General features: G+C 70.1%; 16 protein-coding genes. 2 read left to right on the forward strand and 14 right to left on the reverse strand.

Annotated elements, in window-relative coordinates; all coding sequences use genetic code 11:
- Nucleotides 1–169: 169 nt before the first annotated feature.
- The 4 genes from IW245_RS28460 to IW245_RS28475 form a co-directional block, all read right to left on the reverse strand.
- Nucleotides 170–937 carry an alpha/beta fold hydrolase gene (locus tag IW245_RS28460; RefSeq protein ID WP_197006220.1) on the reverse strand — a complete coding sequence of 256 codons (768 nt, stop codon included), beginning with the start codon at nucleotides 935–937 and terminating at the stop codon, nucleotides 170–172.
- Nucleotides 938–959: 22 nt separating this feature from the next.
- Nucleotides 960–2,063, reverse strand: a complete 1,104-nt coding sequence (locus IW245_RS28465; protein ID WP_233472888.1) for a CapA family protein — start codon at nucleotides 2,061–2,063, stop codon at nucleotides 960–962.
- A 9-nt stretch (nucleotides 2,064–2,072) separates the two neighbouring features.
- Nucleotides 2,073–3,548, reverse strand: coding sequence for a glutamate-cysteine ligase family protein (locus IW245_RS28470; RefSeq protein WP_197006221.1), 1,476 nt, complete (start codon nucleotides 3,546–3,548; stop codon nucleotides 2,073–2,075).
- A gap of 160 nt (nucleotides 3,549–3,708) precedes the next feature.
- Nucleotides 3,709–4,290 carry a YceI family protein gene (locus IW245_RS28475; RefSeq protein ID WP_197006222.1) on the reverse strand — a complete coding sequence of 194 codons (582 nt, stop codon included), beginning with the start codon at nucleotides 4,288–4,290 and terminating at the stop codon, nucleotides 3,709–3,711.
- Nucleotides 4,291–4,383: 93 nt separating this feature from the next.
- On the opposite strand from IW245_RS28475, the gene IW245_RS28480 reads away from it, so the two are divergent.
- A complete protein-coding gene (locus tag IW245_RS28480; protein WP_197006223.1) occupies nucleotides 4,384–4,845 on the forward strand; it encodes a MarR family winged helix-turn-helix transcriptional regulator in 462 nt (153 codons plus the stop codon).
- A gap of 33 nt (nucleotides 4,846–4,878) precedes the next feature.
- On the opposite strand, the gene IW245_RS28485 is transcribed toward IW245_RS28480, so the two are convergent.
- A complete protein-coding gene (locus tag IW245_RS28485; protein WP_197006224.1) occupies nucleotides 4,879–5,634 on the reverse strand; it encodes an APH(3') family aminoglycoside O-phosphotransferase in 756 nt (251 codons plus the stop codon).
- 78 nt (nucleotides 5,635–5,712) lie between these two features.
- On the opposite strand from IW245_RS28485, the gene IW245_RS28490 reads away from it, so the two are divergent.
- Nucleotides 5,713–6,207 (forward strand): YbhB/YbcL family Raf kinase inhibitor-like protein, encoded by a 495-nt coding sequence (locus tag IW245_RS28490; RefSeq protein WP_197006225.1) that lies wholly within the window; start codon nucleotides 5,713–5,715, stop codon nucleotides 6,205–6,207.
- A gap of 325 nt (nucleotides 6,208–6,532) precedes the next feature.
- Here the strand turns inward: IW245_RS28490 and IW245_RS28495 are convergent, their stop codons facing one another.
- The 9 genes from IW245_RS28495 to IW245_RS28535 form a co-directional block, all read right to left on the reverse strand.
- Nucleotides 6,533–8,872, reverse strand: a complete 2,340-nt coding sequence (locus IW245_RS28495; protein WP_197006226.1) for an ATP-binding protein — start codon at nucleotides 8,870–8,872, stop codon at nucleotides 6,533–6,535.
- On the reverse strand, nucleotides 8,839–10,827 hold the full coding sequence (locus tag IW245_RS28500; protein ID WP_197006227.1) for an MMPL family transporter: 1,989 nt from the start codon (nucleotides 10,825–10,827) through the stop codon (nucleotides 8,839–8,841). The genes IW245_RS28495 and IW245_RS28500 overlap by 34 nt, the downstream gene beginning before the upstream one ends.
- A gap of 412 nt (nucleotides 10,828–11,239) precedes the next feature.
- A complete protein-coding gene (locus tag IW245_RS28505) occupies nucleotides 11,240–12,388 on the reverse strand; it encodes an acyl-CoA dehydrogenase family protein (RefSeq protein WP_197006228.1) in 1,149 nt (382 codons plus the stop codon).
- 37 nt (nucleotides 12,389–12,425) lie between these two features.
- Nucleotides 12,426–13,940: an acyl-CoA carboxylase subunit beta gene (locus IW245_RS28510; RefSeq protein ID WP_197006229.1), complete on the reverse strand. Its 1,515-nt coding sequence runs from the start codon at nucleotides 13,938–13,940 to the stop codon at nucleotides 12,426–12,428.
- A 144-nt stretch (nucleotides 13,941–14,084) separates the two neighbouring features.
- Nucleotides 14,085–14,360 carry a chaplin family protein gene (locus IW245_RS28515; RefSeq protein WP_197006230.1) on the reverse strand — a complete coding sequence of 92 codons (276 nt, stop codon included), beginning with the start codon at nucleotides 14,358–14,360 and terminating at the stop codon, nucleotides 14,085–14,087.
- A gap of 307 nt (nucleotides 14,361–14,667) precedes the next feature.
- The gene (locus IW245_RS42730; RefSeq protein WP_197006231.1) at nucleotides 14,668–15,879 is read right to left on the reverse strand and encodes a chaplin family protein; all 1,212 of its coding nucleotides are present in this window, start codon (nucleotides 15,877–15,879) and stop codon (nucleotides 14,668–14,670) included.
- Nucleotides 15,880–16,060: 181 nt separating this feature from the next.
- Nucleotides 16,061–16,969, reverse strand: a complete 909-nt coding sequence (locus tag IW245_RS28525; protein ID WP_197006232.1) for a hypothetical protein — start codon at nucleotides 16,967–16,969, stop codon at nucleotides 16,061–16,063.
- A 91-nt stretch (nucleotides 16,970–17,060) separates the two neighbouring features.
- Nucleotides 17,061–17,957: a hydroxymethylglutaryl-CoA lyase gene (locus IW245_RS28530; protein ID WP_197006233.1), complete on the reverse strand. Its 897-nt coding sequence runs from the start codon at nucleotides 17,955–17,957 to the stop codon at nucleotides 17,061–17,063.
- Nucleotides 17,954–19,279, reverse strand: coding sequence for an acetyl-CoA carboxylase biotin carboxylase subunit (locus tag IW245_RS28535; RefSeq protein ID WP_197006234.1), 1,326 nt, complete (start codon nucleotides 19,277–19,279; stop codon nucleotides 17,954–17,956). Before IW245_RS28535 ends, IW245_RS28530 begins: the two co-directional genes overlap by 4 nt.
- Nucleotides 19,280–19,571: the final 292 nt, after the last annotated feature.

Below are 19,571 nucleotides of genomic sequence, written 5' to 3' on the forward strand. Positions count from 1 at the left end.
GCCGGGCCGGACGGCAGGCCTGGCCACGCGACCGGTCCCACTGTCGGCGATCACGTTCGGGCCGGGCCCGGATGGGCGCCGGGAGCCGGCCGCGTGATGCGAGACCGGACTTCGCCGCTGGTGCCACTCTCGGTGATCGCGTCCGAAACCGCCCGGATTGCCGGATGGCTCAGGCGGCGGTGGTCTCCAGGATCACCTGGGTCACCAGGGCCGGGTCGTCGTGCATCGGCAGATGGCCGCAGCCCGGCAGCCGGACATGGCGCGCCCGGGGCAGCAGCGCCTCGGCCCGCTCCGCCTGCCGGGGCAACAGGATCCGGTCCTTCGTGCCCCACGCCACCGTCACGGGTGCCGTCGGCTGCCCGGTGTAGCGGTAGCCGCGGCTCGCCCAGGCCACCGGGTTGAAGCCCCGGCCGCCGCGCAGGCCGCGCAGGTCGTCGTAGGGCACGTCCGGGTCGAGCTGCTCCGGGCGGCCGTAGAGCATGCCGCAGCTGATCCGGCGCAGCTTGGGGGTCTTCAGAAAGGGGGTGACCAGGGGCCTCGGCAGGAAACCGAGCGCGCGGTGGGTGAGCAGGACGCTCAGCGCGTAGCCCTTCTCCGGCGTGGTCCAGAAGCCGGCCGGGGCGAGCGCCGTGGCGCTGGCGACGTGGTCGCCGGCCGCCAACTCCAGGGCCAGCGCCCCGCCGAGGGAGTTGCCGGCGACGTGCGGCCGGGTCACGCCCAGTTCGGCGAAGAAGTCCGTCAGCGCCGTCACGATCTGGGGCATGCCGTAGGTCGCCAACCGGGGCGAGCTGCCGAAGCCGGGCAGGTCCACGGCGATGACGTCATGCGCCTCCGCCAGCCGGTCGAGCACCGGCTCCCAGGCCTGCCACCGGTGACCGATGCCATGCAGCAGTACCAACGGGCTGCCGCTCCCGCGCCGCTCATAGACAATCGTCATGCCCGCAGGGTAGACCCGTTTGTTACTGGACGGTAGCCCCCATCGAGCGGACCGTGCCCATCGTCCGCCGGGCCGAGGCCGCGCACGCCTCGCCGGTCGACCCCGGGCAGTACTCGAGCCGGCCCGGGCCGCCGTCGAGGTGCATCCAGGTGGGCAGCGCCTCGGCCTTCGACACCTTCCACACCCCGGGGGCCGACTCGGTGAACGTGAACCGGGGCATCACCCCGTCCCGGGTGTCCAGCGCCTGGTTCTGCCAGGCGACCTGGTTGCCCATGCCGTACGCGACCCACTTGTCGCCGATCTTCTCGAAGGGCTGCACGACGTGCACGTGCGCGCCGAGGATCAGGTCCACGTCCGGGGAGCCCAGCAGGTCGCGGGCGATCCGCAGCTGGAAGTCGTCCGCCTCGTGCTGGTACTCCGTGCCCCAGTGCACGCTGACGATCACCACCTCCGCGCCGGCCTCCCGCGCCCGGCGCGCCTCGTCGAGCACCGCGCGCACGTCGAGGGCGTTGGCGATCCACTCCTTGCCCTCGGGGCGGACCAGTCCGTTGAAGGAGAAGGTGTACGACAGGTGCGCGACCCGGACGCCCCGCGCGTACAACAGCGTGGGAATGTCGTGTTCGGCCTGGCTGCGGTAGCTGCCGGCGTGCCGGAGCCCGGCGGCGTCCAGCGTGTCCAGGGTCCGGTAGACGCCCCGCTCCCCGACGTCCAGGGTGTGGTTGGACGCCGTGGAGCAGGAGTCGTAGCCGATGTCCTTGAGAGTCACCGCGACCTGCGGCGGCACGTTGAACAGCGGGTAGTTCGAGAACGGCCCGTCCGGCTCGCCGAGCGGCGTCTCCATGTGGCAGATGGCCAGGTCCGCCGCCGACACGGCCGGCTTCACCGACGCGAAGATCGGACCGAAGTCGTACCCGGTGCCGCCGGCGTCCTGTTTGGCCGTGTTCCACAGGCCGTCGTGCAGCAGGACGTCACCGGCTCCGAGCACCGTGAACTCGCGCGGGGTCCACGGCGAGGCCGCCGAGGCGACCACAGTGGGCGCTGGCGCGCTCCACCGGGTGCCCGGGGACGCCGAGCACCCGCCGAGGACGAGAACCACGACCACTGCGAGCACCCGGCGTATCGACACCCGTTCAGACTATTCGAGCGGCCACGTGTGCACGGGGGCATTCGCCTGTGAGTACCGGCGATACCTCGTGAGCATCTCGCGCAGCGCCGCCGGCCGGTCGAGCCCGCCCTTCTCCAGTTTGTTGACCATGGCGGTCTGCCAGGTGGCCCCCGTCCGGCGCAGTGCGCAGCGCCGTTCGATGATGCCGAGCAGCCGGTCGCGGATCCCGGGATCCACCCCGAACCGGTCGAGCCCCTCGTACGCCAGGGGCAGCAGCCGGTTCAGTAGCAGCTCGGAGAAGCGGCCCTCCCCGGCGCCCGGCCACTGGCCGACGGCCTCGATGCCGCGCCGGGCCGCCGAGTAGAAGTTCTGCTCGGCCGCGGTGAAGGGCAGTTTCGTCCAGACCGGACGGTCCTCCTCCGCCAGGGTCCGCACCAGGCCGTAGTAGAGGGCGGCGTTGGCCATCATGTCGACGACCGTCGGGCCGGCCGGGAGCACCCGGTTCTCGACCCGCAGGTGCGGGCGGCCGTCCATCACGTCGTACACGGGGCGGTTCCAGCGGTACACGGTGCCGTTGTGCAGCCGCAGCTCGCCCAGCCTCGGGATGCCGCCCGAGCGGAGCACCTCCAGCGGATCCTCGGCCTCCATCAGGGGCAGCAGCGGCGGGAAGTACCGGACGTTCTCCTCGAACAGGTCGAAGATCGAGGTGACCCAGCGCTCGCCGAACCACACCCGCGGCCGGACGCCCTGGACCCGCAGCTCCTCGGGCCGCACGTCGGTGGCCTGGGTGAACAGGGCGATCCGGGTCTCCGACCAGAGCCGGTGCCCGAACGCGTAGGGGGAGTTGGAGCCCACGGCGAGTTGGATGGCGGTGATGGCCTGTGAGGCGTTCCAGTACGCCGGAAACTGTTCGGGTGAGACCTGGAGGTGGAACTGGATGCTGGTGCAGGCGGCTTCGGGGGCGATCGAGTCCATGGTCGTGGTGAACCGCTCGACCCCCCGGATGTCGATCTCCATGTTCTCGCCGCGCTCGTTCATGATCTGGCTGTTCAGCAGCCGGTAGCGCGGGTTGGCCGACAGGTTCTCCAGCACGGTGTGCTCGGGCTGCAGGGTCGGCAGGATGCCGATCAGTGCCACCGCGGCGTCCGCCTTGGCCGCGCGTTCCTCGAGTTGGGCGAGGGTCGTGCGCAGGCCTTCTTCGTAGAGGGCGAGCCCGTCCTCGGCGATCAGCCGGGGCGGGACGTTGATCTCCAGGTTGAACTGGCCGAGCTCCGTCTGGAGCATCGGACTGGCCATGTACCTCAGGATCTCGGCGTTCTTCATCGCCGGGTTCGACTCTCCGTCCACAAGGTTGAGTTCGATCTCCAGCCCCGTCAGCGGACGGTCGGCGTCGAATCGAAGTTCGTCAAGCATGAGAGCGAACACGTCGAGGCAACGTCGGACCTTCTGTCGATATCTCTGCCGATCGTCATGTGTGAACTCACGCTGCTGGACGTCCCTGCCCATCGAATCTCCTGGATGGTCGCTCGCGGCGGTGAGCTTCCTAGGTTAGGGCGCTTGCCCACCCACGGCTAGTACCCAATCGCATAGCGTATTCACTCATGTCGCTAATCGGACAAAAACAGGGCCCCCGACGGGGGCCCTGTGTCGCCTTGCTGACCTGGAGTTACGCCCGGATCGCCTCGGCCTCGATCTCGATCTTGATTTTCTTGCTGACGAGCACGCCGCCAGTCTCCAGCGTGGCGTTGAACGTCATGCCGAACTCCTCGCGGTCGATCTCGGTCGTCGCGGAGAACCCGATGACCTCGGTGTTCCACGGGCTCTTGGCGATGCCCTCGAACTCGACCTCGAGCTCGACCTGCTTCGTCACGCCGCGGATGGTGAGGTCGCCGACCAGGACGAACTCGTTGCCGTCCACGTCCTTGACAGCGGTGGAGACGAAGGTGATCGTCGGGAAGGTGTCGATCCCGAGGAACTCGTCGGTCTTCACGTGCCCGTCACGCTGCTCGTTGTTGGTGGTGAAGCTCGCGGCCTGGATGGTGACGTTGACCGAGGACTCCAGCGGGTTCTCGGCGACGACGACCTCTCCGGCGAACTCGCCGAACGAACCGCGGACCTTGCTCACCATCATGTGACGGGCGACGAAGCCCACCCGGCTGTGCGCCACATCCAGGGCGAACGTGCCAGCGGTGGGGATGGTCAGGCCGTTGTGCTCGCGGGTGACGATCGCGGCGGCTTCGTTGCTCATTGGATGCCCTCTTCTTCGTTCCGGTGGATCGTTGCTTGAGCAATAGTACACACAGCAATCATTGACTTGTCAACTACTGATAGGCTGGGTCACATGAACGCGTACGAGGACCCCCGCATCACGGCGTTCGGCCTGCTCACTGAGGTGCATAACGGATTAATGATCCGATTGTCCCAGGATCCGACCGGTCGCGGGCTGTCGACACCCGAGGTGAGCGTGCTGATCCGGCTCGCCCGCACCCCCGGCCAGCGCCTCCGCCTCTCCGACCTCGCGACCCAGACCAGCCTGTCGACGAGCGGGGTGACCCGACTCGTGGACAGGCTCGAGACGAAGGGCCTAATCGTCCGCGAGCCGTGCCCGACCGACCGGCGAAGCGCGTACGCCGTGCTCACGCCGGGCGGCGTCGTGCTGGTGAACGAGCTGGCCGCCGAGAACGTCAAGATCATCGACCGGTGGTTCACCGGGCTGCTCGACCCGGACCAGCTGGAAACCTTTCTGGGTACGCTGCGCGTCATCCGTGACGAGGTGCACCCCGGGGCGACAGCGGGCGCGTGAACCTCGACCCGGCCGGCCGGACCCCCGCCCAGTTCAGGCGAACTCGTCGAGGAGCCGGTAGAAGGCGGTCTTCCCCGGGTCGGGCTCGGTGCCGTACCGGGTCAGGAACCGCTCGGCGGCCCACGGCCCGTACTGCGCGTTCAGCCGGCTCGTCATCGACCTGGTGGCGATCGCCAGGTCCACCCACCGGTCGGCGACGCCCATCCGCCCGGCGTCGATCACGCCCGTGACCCGGCAGGTGTCCGGCGCGAACAGGACATTCGGCATGCACAGGTCCCCGTGCGTGACGACCAGGTCCTCGCTCGCCGGCTGGGTCCGGCCCAGCTCCTCGACCAGTTGGTCCCGGGTCCAGCCCCGCCGGGCCTCGTCCAGGTCGTCGAGGTCGGGTTCGGCGCGCAACGCCTCGGGCAGGGTGACGTGCAACGACCGGTCGTACGGGCAGTCCTCCACCGGCAGGGCGTGCAGGGCGATCAGGAGGTCGGCGAGCGCGTCGATCACCCGGGGCCGCAGCTCGACCGGCCACGGGTCGGCCGCCGACCGGCCCGGCACCTCGGCCGTGATCAGGTAGCCGGGGCCGCAGTCGAGCACCTCGGCCGTCGGAATGCCGGCGTCGCGCAGCCAGCGCAGCCGCGCGCCCTCGGCCTCCAGGTCCATTCGGGGGTCGTCGCTGGTCTTGCGGAACATGCCCTCCCGCCACTCGACCACCGCGCCGGACCTGCCGATCTCCACCGGGTGCCAGGTCACCTGTGCCCACCTCTCACGTCGTCGTCCGCCACGTTGTCGGGACACCGGAATTGTCACACCCCGCCGGCGCCGTCGGGGATCCCGAAAGCCGGTCCGCGGTCGCGCGTCTGCTACGAAGAACACATGCGCGCACCTATTCCGTACGAGTTCCTGCCGGCCGTGCCGGAGTTCACCGTGAAGAGCGACGACCTGGTGCACGGCGGCCGGGTCGCCGACCCGCAGGTCTACAACCGGGGCAACGTCTCCCCGCAGCTGTCGTGGTCGGGCTTCCCCGCCGGGACCCGCAGTTTCGCGGTCACCTGCTTCGACCCGGACGCCCCGACGGGTAGCGGCTTCTGGCACTGGCTGCTGTTCGACGTGCCGGCGGACGTGACGTCCCTGGAGTCCGGAGCCGCCGGGCCGGCTGGCTCGGTGACGACGCCGAGCGACTACGGCCAGCCGGGCTACGGCGGCCCGTACCCGCCGCCCGGTCCCGCGCACCGCTACGTCTTCGCCGTGCACGCGCTCGACGTGCCGACGTTGGGTCTGGCGGAGGACACCCGCCCGCCCGGCGTCGGGTTCACGATCACGAAGCACACGATCGCGCGTGCGGTGCTGGTGGCGGAGTTCGGCTTCTAACCGCGGACGCGGCCTGACTCGGTGCCGACGCGGCTGCCGCCCCGCGTGGCGCACGGGCACAGGTAGTGACGCTCCGGTTGGCCTGGAGATGCCCCCAAGACGCCTCCAGGACCAACCGGAGCCCATTCCGAGTGGGGCGGTCCCCCCGTGATGCCCCCAGCAATCCGCCCACTCGGCCCCATGAACGTGCCCTCAGGACGGACACTAGCCGGGAGATATACCCGCTATGCCCGGTGAGATAGCTTCCAAAGATCCACCGGCGGAACTTCTGCCGCTACTTCTGCCGGTCATCCGTACTGCGCGTTTCCCCGCCGTCAGGTAGACGTCACAGCAGGCGGGTCAGGGCCTGCTGCTCACGGGGCACCAGGTTCATCGCCAACACGGTGCGTAGCCGCTCCAGTCGGGTCAGGGCGTCCGACCGCTCCGCCGCGTCGTCGGTGCTCACCGCCAGGCCGACCAGCGCCTCCAGGGCGTCGCGCGCGTCGTGCTGCTCCGTGAGCTGCTCGACGGCCGCAGCGAACCGGAGCGCGGCGAGGACCCGGTCCCCACGGTGCAGGGCCACGTAGCCCTCCACCGAGGTGCACAGTCCCCGGACGGCGCGGTTGGTCTCGTAGCCGGGGCGGGCGCGCAGGTCGGCGAGGACCGCGACCGCGTCGGCGAGCCGGCCGTCCTGGGCGTAGGCGAGCGCCGCCGTGCACAGGAGACGCAGGTGCAGGCCCGGCTCGCCGAGGTCGACGAGCAGCGGCATGGCCTGGCGGGCGATGAGGATCGCGTCCGGGTAGCGCATGTCGAGCCGGGCGACCTCCGCGAGGTTGATCCGGACGATGACGATCAGGCGGGCGTCCTCGATCTGCCGGGCGAGCCGTTCGGCGGCTTCGAGCCGGGACCGGCCGGCCGCGAGGTCCCCGGCCCGGATGTCGTGCCAGAACAGGTTGTTCTGCGCGACGACGGCGTCCCGGGGCCGGCCGGTGCGCTGGGCGACCCCGACGGCGGCGTGCGCGTGGTGGTACGCGCCGGCGTGGTCCCCGAGCGCCTGGCACACCCCGGCGGCCATCCCGTGCGCCTGGAGCTCACCGGCCGGGTCGCCGGCCTCGACGAACACGGCGATCGCCGCTTCGAGGGTGGGGAGTCCCGCGCTGGCCCGGCCCGGTTCGTGGGCGAGCATGACGACGCCGAGGGTCGCCCAGGCCCAGGTGAGCCGGTCGACGTCGGCGACCCTGGGGTCGGCGAGCAGGCCGGTGAGGACCGCCTCGCCCTCCTCGCTGCGGCCGCGGGCCCGCCAGTACCTGGGGAGGCGGGCCGCGATCCGCAGCGCGGCGCACGGGTCCTCGCCGGAGGCCCAGACCAGCGCGTACCGGATCTCGCTGTAGATGTCCGACAGCCGGGTGATGGCCGTCTTCTGCCCGGGGCCGGTGAGCCCGACGGACAGGGCGACGACCTGGTCGGCGATCAGCGCGGCGTGCCGGGCGCGCAGGACGAGCACCTCGTCGGGCGGGGTGCACTCGATCGCGTAGTCGCGGACGACGTCGAGGAGCCGGAACCGCAGGTCGGTACCCGGCAGCAGGATGACGAGGCCGAGCGAGGCGAGCCGGTCGACGGTCGGCACGATGTCGGTCTCGGCGAGCGCCTCGGCCAGCTCCATCGACCACCGGCCGGCGAACGTGGACAGCAGGCGCAGTGCGTGGCGTTCCTGCTCGTCGAGGAGCTGGTAGCTGCTGGCGACGGCCGCGCGGAGGCCGGCGCCGAGGTCGAGGACCCGGGAGCCGTACCGGGCGAGGATCTCCACGACGCTGAGCACCCGGCCGCGGGCTGCGGCGAGTTCGAGCGCGTACGGCAGGCCGCCGAGGCGTTCGACCAGTTCGGCGAGCGCGTCGCGTTCGTCGTCGGACACCTCGTGGGCGCGGACCCGGCGTAGTCGGTCGAGGAACAGGAGCGCGGCGGGCTGGGGTTCCAGGGGCTGGAGAGGGCGCTGGTACTCCCCGGTCACCCCGAGCGGGTGCCGGCCGGTGGCGAGGATGCGGATGCCGGGCACGTACCGGCGCAGGGTCCGCAGGGCCGCGACCACCGCCGCCGGCGAGCGTTCCACGGCGTCGAGCACCAGCAGCGCCGGCCGGCCGCCGAACTGTTCGGGCAGCTCCTCGATCCGGACCACCTGGTACGCGGCGGCGATTGCTGCCAGCACGTCGGCGTCCCCGGCGGCGTCGGTGACCGGCACGCAGGCGACCCCGCCCGGGTACCGGTCGGCGACTCGGTGCGCGGCGGCCAGCGCGAGGCTGCTCTTGCCGACCCCGGCGACCCCGACGAGGGTGACCATGTCGGCGACGACGAGCAGGTCGCCGAGTTCGACGATCGCGGCGTCCCGGCCGATCAGCGGCTGCACCGGCGGCAGGCTGCGGTCGGCGCCCTGCACGACGACCGCCTGGCCCCGGGCCGCCGCGTCGAACTCGACCCGTTCGACGCCTTCGAGCCCGAGCGCGTCGGCGAGGAGTTCGACCGTGGCGCGCTGCGGGCGGGCGACGTGGCCGCGTTCGATGTCGCGGAGGGTGCGGATGCCGACCCGGGCCCGGGTGGCGAGTTCCACCTGGGTCAGGCCGGCCGCGCGGCGCAGCACCTTGAGCCGCTCCGCGAAGGTCATGGCCGACTCCGCGCCGGCCACCAGTTCCACCGGTCCAGCAGCGACATGGACGCCGGGAGTAGCAGGCCGCGCACCACGGTCACGTCGAGGATGACCGCGATCAGCATGCCGACGCCGATCTCGCGCACCGCGGTGAGCTGGCCGACCGCGAATCCGGCGAACACCAGGCAGATGCACAGCGCCGCGGCCGTGACCACCGGTCCGGTGCTGGTCACGCCGGCGAGCACGGCGCGGTCGGTGTCGCCGTCGCGCCGCCACGCCTCGGTGATCCGGGACAGCAGGAACGCCTCGTAGTCGCACGACAGCCCGAAGACGAACACGAACAGCAGCACCGGGGTCGTCAGGTCCAGCCGGCCGAACAGGAGGCTGAGCAGGCCGAAGGTCGCCCCGACGCTGAGCACATTGAAGATCAACGCCTTGACGGGTACGACGAGTGAGCCCGTCAACCAGAACAGCAGGCCGAACGTGGCCACGAACACGACCACGAGCGCCCACGGCAACCGGTGCAGCACGGACGCCTTGTAGTCGACGATCTCCGCGGCCTCCCCGCCCACGAGTACCCGGAAAGGGGTCGGGATCGCGCGCACGGCCGTGACGAGGTCGCGGGCCTGGACCCCGGCGGTGTCGCCCTTCGGGGTGAGCTGGATGATCGCCGAGCCCTCGGGCGCGTCGGAGTCCAGGGCGAGCCGGTGCAGGCCGGGCAGGCGTTGCAGCTGGTTGAGGTACGCGCGCAGCTGCGGCGTCGAGTCGTCGGTCTCCGCGACGATCTCCACCGGCCGCGCCGCCGACCCGGTCAGCTTCTGGTACGCGTCGTAGGACCGCCGCGCCTCCTGGCTCTGCGGCAGCGCCCGCGCGTCGGAGTTCTCCAGGTTCACGGTCGCAAACGGCACCGCCAGCGCGACGAGCACCACCGCCGTCCATAGCGCCACGGGTCCGGGCCGCTTCTGCGCGAACGCCGCGAGCCGGGGCAACAGCGAGTCCCGGACCTTGGCGTCGGAGATCCGGTGCCCCCAGACGCCGAGCAGCGCCGGGACGAGGGTGACGGCGGTGGCCGCCGCGACCAGCACGACCACGCACCCGCCGAGCGCCATCGACACCAGCAGCGGCTCGGCGAACACCAGCAGGCCGACCAGCGCGGCCGCGACCGTCAGCGCGGAGATCACGATGGTCCGACCGGCGCGGGTGCCGGCCTCGGCCACGGCGTCGGCGACGGTGGCACCGGCGGCCCTGGCCTCACGGAACCGGGCCACGATCAGCAGTGAGTAGTCGACGGCCAGGCCCAGCCCGAGCAACGTGACGATATTGACCGTGTACTCGCTGACCGGCGCCACGTTCGCCAGCCCCGCCAGGGCGAGCAGGGTCGCACTGATCGAGGTCACCGCGACCAGCAGCGGGGTCGCGGCCCCGAGGACCCCGCCGAAGATCAGGAACAGCGCGACCACGAGCAGCGCGAACGCCACGCCCTCCCCGACCGCCAGGTCCTTGACCGACTGGTCGGCGAACGCCCGCTCGGCGAGCTCCTTGCCCCCGACGAGCACCTGCGGCGCCGGGATCGTGTGCAGCAGCGCCGTCACCTGGTCCTGGACCCCGTGCAGCTCGTCCTCCGTGAGGTTGGCGCGCAGGGTCACCCGGATCGTCGTTGTCCGGTTGTCGCCACTGACCTGACCACCCGGCGAGGAGTACAGGTCATCGACGTCCACCACGAGGTCGAGCTTCTTGATCTTGCCGTCGACGTCCTGGACCGCGCGACCCAACTGCTCGTCGTACACGTCCCGCCCGCCGACCACCGCGATGATCACCGGGCCGTCGGTGACGAGCTGTTTGAGCCGGTCAGCCGCCCTCTTCGACTCGGCGTGCGGACTCAGCGTCGGGGTCTGACCCAGTTGGTCGAAGACCCCGCCGCCGAGGATGCCACCCAGCGCGGCGACCACCATCCAGAAGGCGATGATCCCGTAGCGGAACTTGTACCCAACTCGACCCAGCACCCCGGCACTAAAACACACCGGGGCGGGGGGTGGAAGGGCCGGTCGGGTATGCGACGGAGCGTGATCCCGAGAATCGGACGACGGTCCAGCAATCGCCGCCCGGGGTTTGGGAGGTGCTGGTCGGGGGCTGGGTTTCGGTGGTGCCGGGGTTGCTGTGCGTGTGCGTGGAGTGGAGCGAGCGGCCTGGGGCTGTGCTCCCCGGCGGAGCGGCTGTCGGGCTGCGCTCCGCCGGCTGTCGTGGAGTCCGTTCCGAGGAGCTGGGCCGTCCAGGCCAGGACCGGGTCGGGCGGAGCCAGGCTGAATGGGGCCAGGCCCGGCCAGGTCGGGGCCGGGCATGGCCGGGCCCGGGGGCCCATGGTCGGATCCGTCCCCGGAGTAGCGGCGGACCCGACCCGGGGCCGCCGCACCCCCATCAGCCCAACAGATCCCGCGCGATCAGCATCCGCTGAACCTCGCTGGTCCCCTCGCCGATCTCCAGGATCTTCGAGTCCCGCCAGAACCGCGCGACCGGGAACTCGTTCATGAACCCGTACCCGCCGTGGATCTGGGTGGCCTCGCGCGCGCTGGTCACGGCCGCCTCGCTGGAGTACAGCTTCGCGATCGCCGCCTGGCGCTTGAACGGCTCACCGGCGAGCATCCGCGCCGCGGCGTCGTAGTAGGCCAGCCGGCCGGTGTGCGCCCGCAGCTCCATGTCCGCGATCTTGAACTGGATCGCCTGGAACTTCGCGATCGGCTGCCCGAACGCGTGCCGCTGCTTGGCGTACTTGATCGACTCGTCCACGCAGCCCTGAGCCAGCCCGACGGCGAGCGCCGAGATCGCGATCCGGCCCTCGTCGAGGATCCGGAGGAACTGCGCGTAGCCCCGGCCGCGCTCGCCGAGCAGGTTGGCCGCCGGCACCCGGACGTTGTCGAAGGTGAGCTCGTGGGTGTCGGAGGCGTTCCAGCCGACCTTCGAGTACGCCGGAGCCACGGTGAACCCGGGCGTCCCCGACGGCACGATGATCGAGGAGATCTCCTTCTTGCCGTTCTCGTCGACGCCGGTGACGGCCGTGACCGTGACCAGGCAGGTGATGTCGGTGCCCGAGTTGGTGATGAAGGCCTTCGAGCCGTTGATCACCCACTCGTCGCCGACCAGCTCCGCCCGGGTGGCCGTGCCGCCGGCGTCGGAGCCGAACCCGGGCTCGGTCAGCCCGAAGCCGGCGAGCTTGCGGCCGGCGAGCAGGTCGGGCAGCCACTGGGCCTTCTGCTCGGGCGTGCCGAACCGGTAGATCGGCATCGCGCCGAGGCCGATCGCGGCCTCCAGGGTGATGGCGACGCTGGAGTCGACCCGGGCCAGCTCCTCCAGGGCCAGGCACAGGGCGAGGTAGTCGCCGCCCATGCCCCCGACCTCCTCGGGGAACGGCAGCCCGAACAGCCCCATCTCGCCCATCTTGGCGATGATCTCGTACGGGAACGCGTGCCGCTCGTAGAAGTCGCCGATGACCGGGGCGATCTCCTTCTCGGCGAAGTCGCGGACGCTCTGCCGAAGGGCCTCGTGCTCGTCACTGAGCTTGAAGTCCATTGTGTACTCCTTGAAGCGCGAAGGATCGGGCGAAGCCCTATACCGGGGTGACGCCGTGGCGACGGCGGGAGAAGCTGCGGTCCTTGGTGCGGGCCGCCGCGTAGCGGCGGATGAGCTCGCTCCTGAGGTCGGCCGGCTCCACGATGGTGTCGATGACGAGCTCACTGGCGAGGCGCACGACGTCGATGTCCTCGTCGTACTCCGCGCGCCGGGCCGCCACGAACGCGTCGCGCTCGTCCTCGGGCAGCGCGGCGATCTTGTTCGCGTACACCGCGTTCACGGCCGCCTCCGCGCCCATCACCGCGATCTTGGCGGTGGGCAGCGCGATGGTCGCCTCGGGCTCGAAGCCGGGGCCGGCCATGGCGTAGAGCCCCGCCCCGTACGCCTTGCGGACGACGACGCAGATCTTCGGCACCGTGGCCTCGCTGATCGCGGTGATCATCTTGGCGCCGTGCCGGATGATGCCCTGCCGCTCGACCACGGAGCCGACCATGAAGCCGGGCACGTCGGACAGGAACAGCAGCGGCACGTTGAACGCGTCGCAGAGCTGCACGAACCGGCTGGCCTTGTCGGCCGAGTCGATGAACAGCACGCCGCCCTTGAACATCGAGTTGTTGGCGACGACGCCGATCACCTCGCCGTTGAGCCGGGCGAAGCCGATGGTCAGCTCCTTGGCCCACAGCGCGTGGATCTCGAAGAAGGAGCCCTCGTCGACGATCCCCTTCACGTACCGCCGCATGTCGAACGCCTGGCGCTCGCTCGGCGGCACCATCGCGGCGAGGTCGACGCCGTTCGCGGCGACCGGCTCGGCCACCGGCGGGGCAAGCTCCCAGTTGCTCGGCAGGTAGGACAGGTAGGTCCGGATCGTCTCGATCGCCTCTGCCTCGGACTTGCACAGGAAGTGCCCGACTCCGGACTCCTTGCAGTGCACGGCCGCGCCGCCCATGGCCTCCAGGGTGGTCTTCTCGCCGGTGACCATCTCGACCATCCGGTCGGAGCCCAGATACATCGAGGCGTTGCCGTCGACCATGGCCACGACGTCGCAGAACGCCGGAATGTACGCCCCGCCGGCGGCCGAGGGGCCGAACAGCGCGCACGCCTGCGGGATCGAGCCCGAGGCCTTGACCTGGTTGTAGAAGATCTTGCCCGCGCCGCGCCGGCCCGGGAACAGGTCCACCTGGTCGGTGATCCGCGCGCCGGCCGAGTCGACGAGATACACCATCGGGACGCCCGTCTGGTACGCCCGCTCGATGACCCGGATGATCTTCTCCACGGTCCGCGCGCCCCAGGAGCCCGCCTTGACCGTCGAGTCGTTGGCCATCAGGCACACCGGCCGGCCGTCCACCGTCGCCGCCCCGGTGATCACGCCGTCGGCTGGCAGGCCCTCGGCCAGCGCGTTGGCGTACATCCCGTCCTCGACGAAGCTGCCCTCGTCGACCAGCAGGGCGACCCGCTCCCGTGCGAAGAGCTTGCCCTTCGCCGCGTTCGCCGCGTGGTACTTCTCCGCGCCGCCCGCCTGGATCCGCTTCCGCAGATGCTCCAGACCTTCCACCGCTGCCGCCCTCCTAAACGATCGTTAGGTCAGCGTACAGCCAAACGCAAAAAAGGTGGGCCTCCGAGGAGACCCACCTTCTCCGTGCGACCGGGGCTGGTTACCCGGCAGTGAGGGACAGAAGTACCTGGATGTGAGGCCAGACTAGCCGGCGTCGACGTTGTTCCAGGCGCCGTTGCTGCAGTTCGCGGCGCCAACGCCAAGGCCGATGACAGCGCCCACGCCGATGCCACAGACGTTGATCGGGACCTGAACCACGGCGTAGATCTGGTTGCCGTTCAGGACGCCGTCGTTGTCGATCGAGACCTGGTGGACGCCAGCGCCCTCGGTCACGTGCGCCGAGGCCTGGGTCGCCCCGCCGGCCACGATGGCGGCGGACAGCATGCCCACGCTGATGCTCTTGGTGATCCACGGCTTCATGAGAGAGATGCCTTTCTCGGAGGACTGACTTGCTGAGGGACCTCGCTTACCAGGGGAACTTTACACACACATGACCTGAAAGTCTGGGATATCCGTACAAAGATAAAAAAAGGTGCAGGGCCCCAATTTGGGGCCCTGCGACCGATTTATCGATACACGTCTACCGTGCTGGCGGCGCGGCTTCGCGAGTCTGCTGTGGGTCGAGCTGAAGGTCGTTCTCACGTGCCGTACGAAGAAGTTTCTGGTTCCCGGCGGGCCGGCGCGGACCGGCCCGCCGGAAACTACGTGCTCAGATGGTGCTTATCGCTTAGAACAGCTCGCGCGTGGCGGTGACGGTCTCGCCGAGGAAGTTGCCCTCGGTCAGGCTCGCCGACTCCTGCGCGTTGTCGACCGCGCCGTTGGAGCAGCCCGCGATGCCGAGGCCGACGCCGACGACGCCGACGCCGTTGCCGCAGACGTTGACCGGGACCTGCACCGGGACGTAGATCTGGTTGCCGTTGGCAACACCGTCGTTGTCGTCCGAGAGCTGCAGGACGCCGGCGTCGCCGTGGTCGCCCATGTCACGGGAGACGGGGGCGATCTGCGGGGCAGCCTTGGGCGCGGCCGCGGGGGCCGGCTGCAGGATGCTCGACATCTGGGCGACCTTGGGGCTCATCTTCGGCGCGGCCGGGGCCTTGGCGGCCTTGTGGGCCTTGGGGGCCTTCTTGTCCTTGGCCGCCTCGGTCGGCGCGACGCTGCTGCCCGCGTTGCTCAGCAGGTTGCCGGCGTCCAGGCCGCCCACGTTCACGGCGTTGCTGCCCGGCGTCAGGTTGCCCAGGGCGCCCGCCAGCGGGAGCTTGCCGAGCATGTTGCCGTCGCCACCCGGCATCGCGAACGGCAGGGCGTCGGTCGCGCCGGCCTCCTTCTTGGCGTGCCACCCGTAGTTGCCGTGGCCGTCGCCGTGGCCGTCGCCGTCACCGTCGGTGCCGTTGTCGACGTTGTCCGCCGCACCGTTGGTGCAGGAACCGATGCCGATGCCGGCCACCAGCAGGACGCTCACGCCGTTGCCGCAGACGTTCACCGGCACCTGGACGGGCACGTAGACCTGGTTGCCGTTGAGGACACCGTCGTTGTCGTGCGAGACCTGCGCGACGCCGGCACCCTCGGTCTTACGGGCGGACTCGGTGTCGACGTTGTCCTGTGCGCCGTTCGAGCAGCCCGCGAGGCCCACGCCCACGCCAACGACACCCACGCCGTTGCCACAGACGTTCACCGGCACCTGCACCGGGATGTAGATCTGGTTGCCGTTGAGGACGCCGTCGTTGTCCGACGAGATCTGCGCGACACCAGCGCCGCCGCGGTGGCCGCCGTGGCCGTCGCCGTGGCCGTAGTCACCGTGCCGGGTGGGCTGGGCGATCGTCGCCGGCTTGGCGAAGTGGTCGCCGGCCACGGGGGCCGCCGACGCCGCGCCAGCGGTCAGCAGGATGGCGCCAGCAGCCAGAACACCAACGTTGATGGTCTTGCGGATCCAAGTCTTCATGACTGAAGTAGAACCTTTCAATAAAGGTACTGAGTAATTGGTTTGCTTTTAATTGGTGCGCAATTCATCCGGCCGCGAACAATCGCGAACAGATTTGCAATTTCTTGAAAAGAAGCCTCGCCCCGACACGCACGGTCTCCTACCGCGGAATGAAGATCCGCGCGGGCCGAATGCCAGTCAACTAGTCAGGCGAGACCATCGGGTCCGCGGCAGAGTCCCGCGAGATCCCGATGAAGGACGTCACAGGCAGCACTCCGAGAACCGGGGCACCGTGTGTGACGGAGGCAGGCGACGGGGCGAAAGAGCCACCGTCCTGCTGGGAACCGGGCAGGCTGCCCATGCTTCCCGTCGAGCCCGTACCCGGTCCGAATGGCGTCGGAGCGGGCAGGGGGCGCGGCGTCACCGGTGCGGTGGCGTCGCCGACAGCTGCGACCAGGTCGCGGTCGGTGCTGCCGTACTCGGGGAGCGTCCGCTCCCACGGGGCGGCCGGGGGGCCGCCACGGACGGCACGAGCACTCGCCTCGAACGGCGAGGGTGCCTGACCGTTTGTCGCCGGGGTGACCAGCCGCGGCTTGTCGTCGGTGACCCTGTCCAGATCCAGTCCCACGGTCCGCGTGACCGGAGCCGCCAGTGGACGAACAATGTCCACCACCGGCGCGGTGAGCGTGGAAAGTGGGGCCAGGAGAGAGGAGTCACCCGTCTCGGCGGGGGTCTCGGTGACGACCGAGACCACAGCCCGCGTGGTCTTCGCGAGGACCGTCACCACCTGGTTGGTGGTGCCGGAGGTTGCCCTGTCCGCTTCGGACCCTGCGCCCAGTAGATCGGGCACAATGCCCAGGATCGGCTTGACCTGGGACTTCGCCGGTGCCAGTCCGGCGTCCTTGGCGGTGTCGGGCGAGGCGCCGAGCGGCGCCGTGACGGTGTCCGTCATCGGCGCGACGGTCAGTGCTTCGGCCTGGACACCCGGGTCCGCCTGGGCGGCGGAACCGGAGAGCAGCCAGGCGGTCGCGGCGAACCCGGCGATGGTGAGCGCCTTCAGAGCATGTGCACGCCAGGACCGCGCTACGCGCTCGGTCTTCGGCGTGATCATCGCTGAATCGTCCCCTTCGTCAGGTCTTTCGCAACTACTGACTCAACGAAGGGGCCAACTCGGGCGTCACGGGTTATTCGGGAAAAAGATATTAGATTCTCGGGCCGGCTTTCAGGACTCCCGAGGGCAACTCACGACCCACGATCTCCTGCGCGAGTTTCGCGGATTCAATCAGCGCCGCGAGATCAATGCCGGTGTCGATTCCCATGTCCTCGAGCATGTGCACGACCTCCTCGGTCGCGACGTTGCCCGTGGCCCCCGGGGCGTACGGACAGCCGCCCAGGCCGCCGATCGCCGCGTCGAACTCTGTGACCCCCAACTGCAGGGCCATCAGGATGTTCGCCAGCGCCGTGCCCCGGGTGTTGTGGAAGTGCAGGAGGACAGGGGTGTCCGCGTGCCGCTGGAGCACCGGGTCCACGACCTCGACCACCCGGCGCGGGGTGGCCATGCCCGTGGTGTCCCCGAAGGAGATCCGGTCCGCGCCGTCGGCGAGCACCCGGTCCACGATCGCGTGCACCCGCTCGGGGTCCACGTTCCCCTCGTACGGGCAGCCGAAGGACGTCGAGATGATCACCTCGGCCGTCGCGCCCGCGCCGTGCAGCAGGTCGATCAGGCCTGCGATGTCGTCGAGCGACTCGTCGGTGCTCCGGTTCACATTGCGCAGGTTGTGGGTGTTGGACGCCGAGACCACGACCTCGATCTCAGTGAAGCCGGCGGCCAACGCCCGCTCGGCGCCCTTCGAGTTGGGCACCAGCGCGGAGTAGCGCACGCCGACGGCCTTGACCGCCGCCGCCCACACCTCGGAGGCGTCCGCCATCTGCGGGATCGCCTTCGGGTGCACGAAGCTGACGGCCTCGATCCGCTTCACCCCGGTGCCCGACAGCGAGTCGAGCAGCCGCACCTTGGCCTCGGTCGGGACGACGTCCTCGTTCTGGAGGCCGTCGCGCGGCCCCACCTCACGGATCGAGACCCGGTCTGGAAGTGTCACCGCATCCTCCCGACGATGCCCGTGTCGTAGTCGCCGCTGACGAACTCGGGGTTGTCCAGCAGCTCCGCGAAGAAGGGCAGGTTGTTCTTCGGCCCGACGATCGTGAAGCCGGCGACCGCGGCCTTGGCCTTCTCGATCGCCTCCTCGCGGGTGTCGGCGTGCACGATGACCTTGGCCATCAGCGAGTCGTAGAACGGCGTGACCGTGGTGTTCGGCCCGTAGCCGGCGTCGACGCGCACGTCGCCGGTCGGCTCGATCCACTCCTTGACCACGCCGGGACCGGGCAGGAACCGCTTCGGGTCCTCGGCGTTGACCCGCAGCTCGATCGCGTGCCCGTGCGGGGTGGTCGGCACCTCGACCGGCAGGCCCGAGGCCACCCGGAGCTGCGCCTCGACGAGGTCGATGCCGAACACCGACTCGGTGACGGGGTGCTCGACCTGCAGCCGGGTGTTCATCTCGAGGAAGTAGAAGTCGCCGGTGGTCGGGTCCAACAGACATTCCACGGTACCGGCGTTGCGGTAGTCCACCGCCTCCCCGGCCTTCACGGCGGCGGCGAGCATCCTGGCCCGGGTGTCGGCGGAGATGCCCGGCGACGGGGACTCCTCGACGAGCTTCTGGTTGCGGCGCTGCACGGAGCACTCCCGCTCGCCGAGCGCGACGACCGTGCCGTCGGCGAGGCCGAGGATCTGCACCTCGACGTGCCGGATCCGGGGGAAGTACTTCTCCACCAGCACGCTGCCGTCGCCGAACATCCGCTCGGCGAACCCGCGCACCTTGTCGTACTCCACGGCGAGCTGGGCCGGGTCGTAGGCCGGGGCCATGCCCATCCCGCCACCGCCGGCCGAAGCCTTGATCATGACCGGGTAGCCGATCTCCTCGGCGGCCGCGAGCGCGAGCTCCACGGTGTCGACCGGGTCCGGAGTACCGGGCGCGACGGGCACGCCGGCCGCCTGCATCAGGTTCCGCGCGTTGATCTTGTCGCCCATGGCGGTGATCGCCTCGCCGGGCGGGCCGACCCAGATCAGGCCGGCTTCGGCGACCTGCTTGGCGAAACCGGCGTTCTCGGACAGGAAGCCGTAACCGGGGTGAATCGCCTGGGCGCCTGTCTTGCGGGCGGCTGTGAGAATCGCCTCCCCGTTGCGGTACGACTCCGCCGGGCTCGCCGGCCCGATCAGCACCGCCTCGTCGGCCTCCAGTACGAACGGCATCTCGGCGTCCGCCTCCGAGTACACCGCGATGGCCCGGATCCCGAGCCGTTTGGCGGTGCGGATGATCCGGCGGGCGATCTCGCCCCGGTTGGCGACCAGCAGCGACTCGATCACGTTTATCCTCCGAAAACCACAGACTGAACGATCGTTAGGTTATCTCAGGGGTCTACAGACCTGCTATACCCGAAGACATGATCTCGCCCTGCCCCGAGTGCGGCGGCCCCCGGGTATCCGCGCCACTCTACGGCGACGCGGCCATCGGTCGTGGAAGCTGGCCCGTTCGGCACGTCACTGACCTGCGCTGTCTCGCCTGTCTGGAGTGCGGATACACAGCACTCTATGCCAAGGACCTCGACAAACTCCAAAGGGCCGCCCGCAGGCACCCGAAACAACTGAGCACGGGAGA

It is taken from the genome of Longispora fulva (genome assembly GCF_015751905.1).
Taxonomy (GTDB): domain Bacteria; phylum Actinomycetota; class Actinomycetes; order Mycobacteriales; family Micromonosporaceae; genus Longispora; species Longispora fulva.